Annotated in this window: 8 protein-coding genes and 1 tRNA gene; all 9 read left to right on the top strand. The window is 33.7% G+C overall.

The genetic code is table 11. The features are described from left to right. The 9 genes from QVZ41_RS01990 (at position 1) to QVZ41_RS01950 (ending at position 13,200) form a co-directional block, all read left to right on the top strand. Positions 1–1,890 (top strand): polysaccharide biosynthesis protein, encoded by a 1,890-nt coding sequence (locus QVZ41_RS01990; RefSeq protein WP_302882868.1) that lies wholly within the window; start codon positions 1–3, stop codon positions 1,888–1,890. Position 1,891: 1 nt separating this feature from the next. Beyond that, complete coding sequence (locus QVZ41_RS01985; RefSeq protein WP_302882867.1) at positions 1,892–2,680, top strand: polysaccharide biosynthesis/export family protein; 789 nt, start codon at positions 1,892–1,894, stop codon at positions 2,678–2,680. Between the two features lie 3 nt (positions 2,681–2,683). After that, entirely contained in the window at positions 2,684–5,062 is a 2,379-nt protein-coding gene (locus QVZ41_RS01980; RefSeq protein WP_302882866.1) for a GumC family protein, read from the top strand. A 65-nt stretch (positions 5,063–5,127) separates the two neighbouring features. Further along, positions 5,128–6,039 carry a phosphatase PAP2 family protein gene (locus QVZ41_RS01975; protein WP_302882865.1) on the top strand — a complete coding sequence of 304 codons (912 nt, stop codon included), beginning with the start codon at positions 5,128–5,130 and terminating at the stop codon, positions 6,037–6,039. 1,816 nt (positions 6,040–7,855) lie between these two features. Further along, positions 7,856–7,932 (top strand) — tRNA-Thr (locus QVZ41_RS01970). 1,313 nt (positions 7,933–9,245) lie between these two features. After that, on the top strand, positions 9,246–10,061 hold the full coding sequence (locus tag QVZ41_RS01965; protein ID WP_302882864.1) for a prephenate dehydratase: 816 nt from the start codon (positions 9,246–9,248) through the stop codon (positions 10,059–10,061). Between the two features lie 2 nt (positions 10,062–10,063). Next, positions 10,064–11,212: a pyridoxal phosphate-dependent aminotransferase gene (locus QVZ41_RS01960; RefSeq protein ID WP_302883465.1), complete on the top strand. Its 1,149-nt coding sequence runs from the start codon at positions 10,064–10,066 to the stop codon at positions 11,210–11,212. Between the two features lie 35 nt (positions 11,213–11,247). Next, the gene (locus QVZ41_RS01955) at positions 11,248–12,099 is read left to right on the top strand and encodes a prephenate dehydrogenase (protein WP_420896117.1); all 852 of its coding nucleotides are present in this window, start codon (positions 11,248–11,250) and stop codon (positions 12,097–12,099) included. Positions 12,100–12,117: 18 nt separating this feature from the next. Further along, positions 12,118–13,200 carry a bifunctional 3-deoxy-7-phosphoheptulonate synthase/chorismate mutase type II gene (locus tag QVZ41_RS01950; protein WP_302882862.1) on the top strand — a complete coding sequence of 361 codons (1,083 nt, stop codon included), beginning with the start codon at positions 12,118–12,120 and terminating at the stop codon, positions 13,198–13,200. Positions 13,201–13,298: the final 98 nt, after the last annotated feature.

Here is a 13,298-nt window from a genome sequence, read left to right as displayed (position 1 = left end):
GTGAAAAAGTATATTATTGAAAAAATTAGCAACAACATTCCTAGATATCTAGTATTGTTGATAGATTTATTGATTGTTACAATCAATTTTATTCTAACTTATTTTATTTTAGAAAATTTTTCGAGGGAGATTGATTATATAAAACTATTAATTCAATTGCCCTATATTTTAGTCGTAGCGTTAATTTCTTTTCTAATTGTAGGCTCTTACAAAGGGGTTATCAGGTACACGGGACTAAGAGATACCATTAGTTTATACACAAGTATTACTTTGATGAGTGTTTTATTTGCCTTGGTAAATTATGCCAATGAAAGGTTAAACATATCTGCTCATTATATTTTACCATTTTCTTACATCATCGTTTTGTTTTTACTCAACGTAATGTCATTGGTAACAAGTAGATTTTTATTCAAGTTTGTATACAAAACATTGATAAAAAATCCAATGGACACCATAAACATCATGATTTTTGGTGCGGGAGAATTAGGAACAATTGTTTATTCTGCTTTAGAAAAAGAAAATGCACAACGAAATAAGGTTCGTTGCTTTATAGATGATGATCCTAGAAAACAAGGAAAAAAAATTGATAGAATTAATATTTATGGTTTGGAAAAAATTGATGAATATTTTGTGAATTCTAGAAGGATAAAAGAAGTAATCATTGCGACGGACAAAATTTCTCAAAAAAGACTTTTAGAGGTGTCAGATAAGTTCTTAACGCTTGGAGTAAAAGTCAAAATGGTGCCTCCTGTAGTCAACTGGGTAGAGGCTGATTTAAGTATCAATCAAATCAAAGAAATCAGGATAGAGGATTTATTAAACAGAAGTCCTATAAACATAAAAAACACCTTAATAGAAGCCGAAGTAAGCCATAAAGTGATATTGGTAACCGGTGCGGCAGGTTCCATAGGGACTGGTATAGTGGAGCAATTAGCGAATTATAATTGCAAAAAATTGATATTAATAGACCAGGCAGAGTCTTGTTTATACGATTTACAGCAAAGTTTAAAAAGAATTAAAAAAGCAAATATCGCTTGTTATGTGGCCGATGTAAGAGATGTAAAAATGATGGAAATGATATTTAAAGTACATCAACCCGATTTGGTCTTCCATGCAGCTGCATACAAACACGTGCCTTTGATGGAGGCAAATCCTTATGAAGCGGTAAAAGTAAATGTAGTAGGAACCAAAATCATCGCAGATTTGTCTTGTAAATTTAACATAGAGAAGTTTGTAATGATCTCTTCAGACAAAGCGGTAAACCCAACCAGCGTAATGGGAGCAACCAAAAGAGTGGCTGAATTGTACATAGGTACAAAAAATAAAAGAACCAATGGAACAAAGTTTATCACCACCAGATTTGGAAATGTGTTAGGGTCAAATGGCTCCGTAATCCCATTGTTTAAAAAACAAATAGCAGAAGGAGGACCAATCACCTTAACACATCCTGAAATCACAAGATATTTCATGACCATCCCAGAAGCTTGTCAGTTGGTGATAGAAGCAGGGGCCATGGGAATGGGAGGAGAAATTTTTATTTTTGACATGGGGAAATCTGTCAAAATCATCGACTTAGCAAAGAGAATGATAAAATTATCAGGTTTGCAATATCCTGATGATATTGACATCAAAATTACAGGACTCAGACCAGGAGAAAAATTATACGAAGAATTGTTAAATGATGGTGAAAATGCGTTGCCAACCCATCATCAAAAAATAATGATCAACAAATCTGAAATTTTAGAAGTAGAAGAAAAAACGAACTTAATCAACCAATTAATTGAAATCAATCACCCAGAAAATAATATACAAATTGTAGAAAAAATGAAGGAAATTGTACCCGAATTTATATCTAATAATTCTATATTTGAAAATCTTGATAACAAATAATATGAAAGGAATAAAAAAAATTGTTTTATCGCTATTAACCCTAGGAGTAATCTCATGTGCTTCTAGAAAAGACATCATTTACTTGCAGGATGTAAATGATAAAACAGAACAAAGTAATGTGTTAGAAATGGACAGTGTACATTTCAATCCTCTAACAATCAAACCAGACGATCGATTAACGATCAACATCTCATCCATCAACCCAGAAGCAGCCAGACCTTTTAATTTATACTTAAGCTCATTTAATACTGGAGGACTGACTGCAAATGGACAGCAACAACAACAATCTTATTTGGTAGACAAAGACGGATGTATTAGTTTTCCTCAATTGGGAGATTTAAAAGTGGCTGGATTCACAAGGGTACAATTAGAAAAACACCTAGAAAAAAAAATCAAACCCTTTTTACCAGATGTCAAAGCCAATGTACAATTGGTGAATTTTAGAATATCAATCCTAGGAGAAGTAGCTAGGCCTGGTGAATACACTATCAATAGAGATAAAATATCGGTATTACAAGCCATAGGTTTGGCGGGAGATTTAACCATTCATGGAAAGCGAGATAATATTAAAATAATGAGAGATGTAGAAGGGGCAATAAAATACTACCATATCGACTTGAGGTCTAAGGGATTTATGAATTCTCCAGCTTTTTATTTACAACAGAATGATGTGATTTATATAGAACCAAACAAACCGAGAGTTAATGCAGCAATAAGTTCTCCTACAAATTCATATATCATATCCGCAACAGGGTTATTAATCACAATTATTTCTATTTTAACGAGATAAATCATGGAAAACAATACAGAAAATATATTTACCAAAGAAAACGATAGCATAGACATTCGAGCGGAAATAGAAAAATACTTAATCCATTGGAAGTGGTTTTTATTATCAACGGTAATATGTGTAGGAATAGCAGTATTCTATGCCAAATCTAAAGTAAATATATACCAAACCAATGCCACCATTTTAGTCAAAGAAGAAGGAGGAGCGGCTTCTGAATTATCAGCTTTCCAAGACTTGTCAGCTTTAGGCTTGGGAGGAAAGAACAATGTAATGGATGAAATAGAAATCATCAAATCAAGAACCTTAGCAGAAGCTTATGTAAGAGAACTAGATTTAAATGTCTCGATATTTCAGCAGCAAGGACTAAAAAAAGTAGAAAAATTTAAGAATCTACCATTAAAATACCAGATTTTATCAGACAAAGAGGCTTTTTATAAATTGGATACTGTTTTAGAGATCACAATTTTAAATAAGGAACAGTTCGAGTATCAATTAGAGGGAACAGATGAAGAGGTCATAGCAAAATTTGGAGAAAAACTAAAAATTGGGAACTATGAATTTTTACTTACACCAAATTTCGTAAAATTCAACCAAGAAGCAGACAATAGCTATGAATTGAAGTTTAAAAGTTTAAATGAGACCATAGAGGATTTTAAAAGCAAGGTATCGGTATCTGAAGTAGACGATGCAAACATCATCAATATTGGAATACAATATCCGGTAAAAGAAAAAGCAGAATTGATTTTAAATACCTTAATAGATTTATACAACCAAATGTCTATTGAAGATAAAAATCAGGTAGGGAAAAAAACAGATGCTTTTATTGAAGAACGTTTAGAAGGAATCACAAAAGAACTAGATGAGGTAGATCGTCTAGAAGAAGTATATAAAAAAGACAAACAGATCACAAACATACAAGAGCAAGGAAAGTTATTTGTGGAAGAGAAATCTTTAAATGAACAAGTTTTATTCCAAAAATCAACACAGCTAAGTGTGGTACAGTTCATGATCGAAAACATCCAAAAGCAAAAAGAAGATTTTGACTTGTTGCCGGCAAGCATTGGGGTAGAAGACAACACGCAGTTAAGTGTCTCTGTAGCAAATTACAATCAGTTATTACTAGAGAGAAATAGATTGTTAAGAACCTCATCACCTGCCAATCCAGTCGTACAAAATTTAAATGTTGAATTAGGGAATCTAAGAGAGAACATCAAGAAATCATTAATCAACAGCAAACAGCAACTACAAATTGCCATCAATTCTCTAAAAGAAAAAGAGAGTCAATACGATGGTAAAATTTCTTCAATGCCCCAACAAGTTCGTGAATATCGCACCATTTTAAGAAGACAGGAAATCATTGCCCAATTGTATTCCTATTTATTACAAAAAAAGGAAGAAAATAAAATTTCCTTAGCGGTAACGGTGTCCAACGCAAAAATCATTGACAGGGCTTATAGCAACAAAAAGCCAGTGGCTCCCAAAAAAGCCATCATTGCTTTAGCAGGATTAATCATAGGGTTAATCATTCCTTTTGTTATTATTTATGTCAGAGAGTTATTAGATACCAAATTCCATTCCAGAGCTGATATAGAAAAACAGGTATCTATTCCAATTTTGGGGGACATTCCTTTTGACAAATCTGAGGAAAAAGTAATCATCAAGCAAGGGAGTAGATCTAGTTCTGCAGAGGCTTTTAGATTGTTGAGAACCAATTTAGATTTTATTTTATCAGGGGTCACAGAGAAATCTAAAGTCATTTTTGTAACGTCTACGGTCTCAGGAGAAGGAAAAACCTTTGTCGCTGTAAATACGGCTTCTTCTTTAGCATTAACTGGAAAAAAAGTACTCTTAGTTGGATTAGATTTAAGAGCACCTAAAATTACACAATACTTAGGCTTACCCAACAGAAGTGGGGTCAGCAACTACCTCATTGGACAGGTAGAAAAAATTACGGAGGTAGTATTCCCTATACAAGAAGTAGACAATTTACACGTGCTAAGTTCTGGAGTAGTACCACCAAATCCGGCAGAATTATTGTTGAGTCCTAGAGTGCAAACCATGTTTGAAGAATTAAAAGAAGTGTATGATTACATTGTGGTAGATACTGCTCCGGTCAACTTGGTAACAGATACCTTAATGATCAGTAAATATGCAGATATGTTTGTGTATGTAGCAAGAGCAAATTACCTAGACAAACGTTTGTTAGAAGTGCCTCAGAAATTATACCAAGAAAAACGTTTGCCAAACATTTCGATTTTGATAAATGCCATGAGTCATGAAAGATCCTATGGGTATGGAGGATATTATACCTATGGAGGCTATGGTTATGGAGAAGAGGACCAAGTGAAAAATAATTTTTTCAAAAAAATATTTAAACGATAGTTAACAAAGTGTTTAGAATTAATTTTCTAGACACTTTTTGTATCATAGAGAATAAAGTGATAGAGATGAAAAAGATATACATAGTTTTTTTAGTGATTCCTTTTTTGCTCACTGCCCAAGAGACAAAAAAATCTTATTTTCCCAGAACCTTAAACTTAGCAGGGGAGGTCATCAAAACTTCATTCAAAACCATTCCCTCTGATTTTGTTTACATGGGAAAGAATGTGTCAGAGGATTGGAAAAAAACAGCCTTGTATACTGGTGTAGTGGGAGCATTGGTGTTGGTAGATAAACCAGTCACACAGTTTTATCAAGAAGAAATTGAAACCAGAATTGATTACAAATTACCCAATATAGCGATTAACAATAATGAGTTTCCTTGGTTAAGTGGAAATGATGCTTACATATTTTATACCATGGCAGGGATATATGCAGGCTCCTTCTTTTCAGGATATGAAAAAGGACAATATGCAGCCATTAACAGCTTCAAAGCTTTAGCATATTCTATTGCTATTTCTCACGTAATGCTAAAAACTGTGTTTGGAAGATCAAGACCATATGTTAGTTTAAAGAATAAGACAGCGGATTTTGAAAATCCAACAGATAATCCGTTTGATTTTTTTAATTCTAGAGAAGGGGAGTATATTTTTGAAGGACCCCATGGAACTTCTTTTCCATCTTTACATGCCACTGCTTTTTTTGCCATGGCAAAAGTATTTCAAATGGAGTTTGACAATTACTGGATTCCTTATGGGTTCATGACGGCTGTATTTTTAGCAGATATTAAAAGTCATAGACATTGGGTATCCGATATGGTAGCAGGGGGAATCATAGGAACCGTTATTGGGAGGTCCATTGTAAGAAGTAGCTGGAAAGCAAGGGGCTTATTGCCAAACAAGGAAAAAGAAATTGCTATTCAATGCATCCCATCTGTCTCTTCTAAATACAATGGCTTAACCTTAGTAGCAACTTTTTAATTGTTTCGTCATGCTGAACTTGTTTCAGCATCTCACCTTTAACTTTCATCGTTGAATCTTAAACTTTAAGCATCAACCCTCGCCCCTTGAGTAGCGACCAACGGCCATCGAAGAACTTCTCTCAAAAACAGACAACTTATAACCGAGAACTTCTCACCACTCACCACTCACTTTTCACTAATCCTCACCATCGGTCATCGAGCGGCCTGTGCTGAGCTTGTTGCAGTAAGTCGAGATGCACTTTTTATCCCAATAAGAAACAGTTTCTAAAACGATAAATCTAAGAAATAAGTCATGCAATCATGGAAGTGCGTAGCAGGGCGGAGCGTTGAAAAAGAATCTAGTAGATTCTTTTAGTGAACGAGCCAGATGGCGGGCTGGAAGATAATAATATTTAGCATTGTTAAGCAGTAATTTCATAAGATTTATCTTGATTTTTTGGTTCGTTTTGTACTTGTGCTGAGCTTATGGAAGTATTAATGTAGAATTTAATTGACATAAAAGGGTATTGCGTAAAAAATTCAATTGAAATGGCCGTAAAAACAAAAGCTGTTTGAACGCAGAGAGTTCTTTTGTTTTCGGTTATGAGATTAGAATTTTAGCAATGTTCTTTTTAGAGTCTTGACTTTTGCGTACTTTGTGTCAAGACAAAGTATGAGAATTAAAAAAGAATAGTGATGGTTAGTTTATATAGCAGGCAGTTCTTTATTTTTCATTCCTCACTCCTCACTAATCTTAGGTCACTGAGCTTGTCGAAGTGCGAACCTCAAAGACCGACAACTTATAACCGACAACCTCTCACTCCTCACTAATCTTCATGATCAGTCATCGAGCGGCCTGTGCTGAGCTTGTTGCAGTAAGTCGAGATGCACTTTTTATCCCAATAAGAAACAGTTTCTAAAACGATAAATCTAAGAAATAAGTCATGCAATCATGTAAGTGCGTAGCAAAGCTAAAGAGCATGGAATGATGGAATGACTGTTACGTAGTAATTTCATAAGATTTATCTTGATTTTTTGGTTCGTTTTGTATCAAGACAAAATGAACATAAGAAGCTAGTATCGATAACAGTGAATAGAAGAATAGAATATATTGATAAATCTAAGAAATAAATCATGCAATCATGGAAGTGCGTAGCAGGGCGGAGCGTTGAAAAAGAATCTAGTAGATTCTTTTAGTGAACGAGCCAGATGGCGGGCTGGAAGATAATAATATTTAGCATTGTTACGCAGTAATTTCTTTTGTTTTCGGTTATGAGATTAGAATTTTAGCAATGTTCTTTTTAGAGTCTTGACTTTTGCGTACTTTGTGTCAAGACAAAGTATGAGAATTAAAAAAGAATCATGATGGTTAGTTTATGTAGCAGGCAGTTCTTTATTTTTCAACATTTACTATTCGCTTTTCACTCTTTACCAATTCTAGAACTTTCAACTTTGAACCCAAATCCCGAACCCCGACCAACGGTCATCGAAGAACTTCTCTCAAAACAGACAACTTCTCACCACTCATTCTTCACCAAACATATCTTGATTTTTGGTTTGTTTTATACTTGCATTGAGCTAATCGAAGTATCAAGCAAAAATGAATAAAGAAAACATCAATAAATGCATAAACTTTGTAGTCGTTACATAACAGATCAAGGTAGCGTTTTGGAATTTAACAAAATACTTTTGCAGAGCTTGTTAAAGTGCCAAACAATGAAAACTTCCTATTTAACTGATTTTTAATGATTTATTTTCGGGCTAAAAAAAACACTATTTTTTATTAAAAAAATATTTGGTGAATTGTAAAAACCAACTATATTTGCATCCGCAACGCCGATATAGCTCAGCTGGCTAGAGCAGCTGATTTGTAATCAGCAGGTCGTAGGTTCGAGTCCTATTATCGGCTCCAAAGAGACAACGAAAGTTGTCTCTTTTTTTTTGCTCATATGGGTACTTCCTTTCTTGTAGAGTTTTAGATATGTAAATTGTCACTTCGAGTAATTTTTGAGGAACGAAAAAATGTATCGAGAAGTGTCAGGCATAACAAAGCTTAAAAGGCTAATATGGCTTTCCTTAACTGTGTTGTTAAGCCATCCTGATTTATAGAAGACTGACGATTAAGTTTTTTTATACAAGGTTCACTGAATATGTCTCAGCATCCCAACCTTAAACTTCCTTTTCTCTTTTCTAAAGTTAAAAAAAATACACGTTACTAATATAAAGGAGCGCAGTCGAGATGCAAAATGAATAGAATACTATGAGGTTGAATTATAATGTGTTGAATGTTCGTGCGTTTAGTCTTTTTTAAGAGAGCGTATGCCCTTGATCAATTCATAGTTGAAATTTCTCAATTCGTTATTAAATAAATCTGTTTGTATATGGTCATCGAGCGCAGTCGAGATGAACTCTCTATACCAATAAGAAACAGTTCTTAAACCGATAAATCTAAGGAATAAATCATGTACTCATAAAATTCTTCATCGTTGAATCTTAAACTTTGAACTTTAAACATCAACCCCGCCCCTTGGGTAGCAAACATCGAACATAGAAGAACTTCTCTCAAAAACAGACAACTTATAACCGAGAACTTCTCACTACTCACCACTCACTTCTCACTTCTCACTATTCACTAAATCCTCGCCATCGGTCATCGAGCGCAGTCGAGATGCACTCTCTATACTAATAAGAAACAGTTCTTAAACCGATAAATCTAAGGAATAAATCATGTACTCATGAAATTCTCCATCGTTGAATCTTAAACTTTGAACTTTAAACATCAACCCCGCCCCCTTGAGTATCAAACATCGAACATAGAAGAACTTCTCTCAAAAACAGACAACTTATAACCGAGAACTTCTCACTACTCACCACTCACTTCTCACTCTTCACTAAATCCTCGCCATCGGTCATCGAGCGCAGTCGAGATGCATCATAACTAAAATTTCCCCCAGTCACTTCGAGTGCATTTATGAAATAAAATAAATTAAATGAATATCGAGAAGTACACTGAACAAAAAAAACAAAATTAATGTTTGTCAATGTTGATTTAATTTTTACATTTGCCGTATTATATCACGAACATGAAATTATTTAACACTAACGGATTTTATTATTTTTTCTTCTTTATGGAAGAAAAGAGACTTTTCGTGTGTTAATTTTATATAAAACAGCATAACTGGAAGTCTCGATTTATCGAGACTTTTTTTTTGTCAAAAAAAGAAAATGAAAATAGCAATTCAAGGAATAAAAGGGTCATTTCATCATATCGTAGCTGAAAACTATTTTGGAGAAGACATCGAGTTGATAGAATGCATGACTTTTGGAGAAATGCCTAGTCTTTTGTTAAATGGAACAGCAGATTATTTAGTTATGGCCATTGAAAATTCTATAGCAGGGGCAATCATTCCAAATTACACTTTAATTGACGAAAATAATTTAGCCATTGTTGGAGAGTATTATTTAGGAATAAATCAAAATTTAATGACTTTACCAGGTCAAAAAATAGAGGAAATCAAAAAGGTGTATTCTCATCCCATGGCATTGTTACAATGTAGAAGTTTTTTTAAAGATTATCCTCATATCAAATTGATTGAGGACACAGATACAGCAGAAGTCGCCAAGAGAATTCAAGAGAATCAACTCAAAAAAGTGGGAGCCATTGCTAGTGATAAGGCAGCAGAAATATATGGCTTAGAAATGATTGCAGAACAAATTCAAACCATCAAACATAATTACACAAGGTTTGTGATTTTACAAAAGAAGGAGTCTTTAAACAACCCTGAAGAGACCAAAGCTTCTTTAAAATTTGTGCTAAAAGACGAAAGTGGTTCCTTAGGAGAAGTATTGATGTTGTTAGCAAATCACAAAGTGAATTTATCTAAAATACAATCTTTACCCATTATAGAAACCCCATGGGAATATGCGTTTTTTGCAGATTTGGTTTTTGAGGATTACCAAGAATACAAAAATGCATTGGTAGACATCAGAAGTAAGGTGTCGAGTTTAAAAATATTAGGAGAATATAAAAATAACAAGTAATGATTGTTTCGGCAGCAAACAGATTAGACGAAGTAAAAGAATACTATTTCTCAAAAAAATTAAGAGAAGTAGCAGCGCTAAGAGCAGCGGGAAAACCAATCATCAGTTTAGGAATTGGAAGTCCAGACTTAGTACCTGATGAAAAAGTTTTACAAGCATTAAATACGGCTGCAAATGAAACAACAGCACATGGATATCAATCTTACCAAGGATTACCAGCCTTAAGACAAGCCATGGCTTCTTTCTATCAAGCAAATTTCAAAGTAACGTTAAATCCTGATACAGAAGTATTGCCTTTAATGGGGTCAAAAGAAGGAATTATGCATGTGTCGATGGCTTTTTTAAATCCAGGAGACCAGGTGTTAGTGCCAAATCCGGGATATCCAACATATACCTCAGTAACAAAGTTGGTAGGTGCAGAACCTGTTTTTTATGATTTAGTAGAAAACAATCATTGGTTGCCAAACTTGGAAGCTTTAGAAAAGCTAGATTTAACGAAAGTAAAAATCATGTGGATCAATTATCCACACATGCCAACAGGAGCAACGCCCAAAAATAAGATATATCAAAAGTTAATTGCTTTTGCTAAAAAGCATCAAATATTATTGGTAAACGACAATCCATATAGTTTTGTGTTAAACGAAAATCCTGAAAGTATTTTAAACTTTGAAGGAGCTAAGGAAGTTGCTTTAGAGTTAAATTCTTTGAGTAAGACTTTTAACATGGCAGGTTGGAGAGTTGGAATGTTTGTTGGAGCTCAAGAATATTTAGACCAAATATTAAAAGTAAAAAGTAATATGGATTCTGGAATGTTCTATGGAATTCAAAAAGGAGCCATTGAAGCTTTACACTTGTCAAAAGACTGGTTTAAAAGCATCAATGAACATTATCACAGACGTAGACAAATTGTTTATCAAATATTAGACAGCTTAAATTGTGTTTACGATAAAAGTCATGTAGGAATGTTTGTATGGGCAAAACTACCAGAAGGAATTACATCAGAACAAATGACAGACAAAATGTTGTACGAAAAAGATGTATTTATCACACCAGGAACTGTTTTTGGCTCTAACGGAGAGGGATATATAAGATTATCCTTATGTGTTTCGGAAGAAAATTTAGAACAAGTTTTAGCTAGGGTAAAGGCATAGTTAAAGTATAGATAAAGCATAGATAGAGTATTAAAATTATGTTAGTAACAATCATAGGGTTAGGGTTAATAGGAGGATCTTTAGCATTAGAATTAAAGAAACGTCTAGGGTATACTGTTCAAGGAATCGATACCAATAACAACAATGCCCAAAAAGCATTAGAACTTGGTATAGTTGATAAAATAGTAGACTTTCATCAAATTACTGACAGTGATGTGGTTGTGTTGGCAGTACCTGTAAATTTTTTACCTGACCTAGCTATAAATGTGTTAAATACCATTAAAAACAACGCTATTGTGTTTGATATGGGTTCTACGAAAGAGAAACTGAGTAAAACAGTTGAAAATCACGAAAAAAGAACTAATTTTGTGGCCGTTCATCCAATAGCGGGTACAGAACACTCTGGACCAGAAGCGGCTATTTATAATTTATTTGATGATAAAGTAAATATTATCTGTGATAAAGGGCTAAGTAGTAAGAAAGCTGTAGATAAAGTATTGCATATTTTTAATGCTTTAAACATGAGAACTATTTTTATGAATAGTGCAGAGCACGACAAGCACATTGCTTACGTTTCTCACTTATCTCACATTAGTTCTTTTATGTTAGGCAAAACAGTATTGGAAAAAGAAAAGAACGAGAAGAATATTTTTGACATGGCAGGTTCTGGTTTTGAATCTACCGTTCGTTTGGCAAAAAGTTCTCCAAACATGTGGACTCCGATTTTTATAGAAAACAAGGAGAATATTTTAAGTTCATTAAATGAGTATATAGATAATTTAACTGCATTTAAGAATTTAATCATAGAAGAAAATAAAGAAGGTTTGCAAAAAACAATGTTGGAAACAAATCATATAAAGGAAGTATTAAAAGGAATTCAAAAATAAAAGTATATAATTACTAAGATGGAAAACAAAAAAGAATTAAGAACGTGGTTGGATGACATGAAATTAGATCATCCTCTAGTAATTGCTGGACCTTGTAGTGCAGAAACAGAAGAGCAAGTATTAAAAATTGCTCACGAATTAAAAGACACAGATGTAACTGTATTTAGAGCAGGTGTTTGGAAACCAAGAACTAGACCAGGTGGTTTTGAAGGAGTTGGTGCTGTAGCATTACCTTGGTTAAAGAAAGTAAAAGAACAAACAGGATTGTTAACTGCTGTTGAGGTTGCTAATGTAGCTCACGTAAAATTAGCTTTAGAAGCTGATGTTGATATCTTATGGTTAGGTGCTCGTACTACTGTAAACCCATTTGCGGTTCAAGAAGTAGCAGATGCTTTAGAAGGTACAGATAAAATTGTTTTAATTAAAAACCCAATCAACCCAGATTTAGCTTTATGGTTAGGTGGTGTTGAGCGTTTGTATAAAGCAAATATTAAAAATTTAGGAGTTATTCACAGAGGATTCTCTTCTTACAAAAAAACTCGTTACAGAAACGTTCCTCAATGGCAATTGCCAATTGAATTGAAACGTCAATTCCCAGATTTACCAATTATCAACGATCCATCTCACATTTGTGGAAACAGAACTGGAATCCAAGAAATTTCTCAAATCGCTTTAGATTTAAACTTCGAAGGATTGATGATTGAAACTCATATTACTCCAGATGAAGCTTGGTCTGATGCTGCACAGCAAATTACTCCTGCTCGTTTGGTAGAAATTATGAATGATTTAAAAGTTCGTAAGCCTAAAGCTGAAGGAGAAACTTTAGATCAGTTACAACAGTTAAGAGCTGAGATTGATGTGATTGATAATCACTTAATTGATACTTTAGCTGAGCGTATGAAAGTGGCCGTTCAAATAGGTGAGGTTAAAAAATCTAAAAACATTTCTGTTTTACAAGATGCTCGTTGGGGAGAAATTTTACAAAACATGGTTGCTGTTGGAGAAAAATCTGGTTTAAGCCAAGAATTTATCGAGTCTGTTTTTAAAGCAATTCACCAAGAGTCTATCAACAAACAAGAAGAAATAGTTACTTCTAAGTAATTATAATCACTTTGTTATATTAAAAACGGGAACAAGTTTAACTTGTTCCCGTTTTTTTGTTTTATCCACATATAAGAAATAAATTTTTATCTTTCCAA

Origin of the sequence: Wenyingzhuangia gilva, from assembly GCF_030519655.1 — a bacterium.
GTDB classification, from domain to species: Bacteria; Bacteroidota; Bacteroidia; order Flavobacteriales; family Flavobacteriaceae; genus Wenyingzhuangia; species Wenyingzhuangia gilva.
This window is presented reverse-complemented; position numbering and strand designations above follow the sequence as displayed.

Bases quoted from the DNA above. Each gene is read 5' to 3' on its own strand.
- QVZ41_RS01985 (WP_302882867.1), top strand. From the start codon at position 1,892: ATGAAAGGAATAAAAAAAATTGTTTTATCGCTATTAACCCTAGGAGTA.
- QVZ41_RS01980 (WP_302882866.1), top strand. From the start codon at position 2,684: ATGGAAAACAATACAGAAAATATATTTACCAAAGAAAACGATAGCATA.
- QVZ41_RS01975 (WP_302882865.1), top strand. From the start codon at position 5,128: ATGAAAAAGATATACATAGTTTTTTTAGTGATTCCTTTTTTGCTCACT.
- QVZ41_RS01965 (WP_302882864.1), top strand. From the start codon at position 9,246: ATGAAAATAGCAATTCAAGGAATAAAAGGGTCATTTCATCATATCGTA.
- QVZ41_RS01950 (WP_302882862.1), top strand. From the start codon at position 12,118: ATGGAAAACAAAAAAGAATTAAGAACGTGGTTGGATGACATGAAATTA.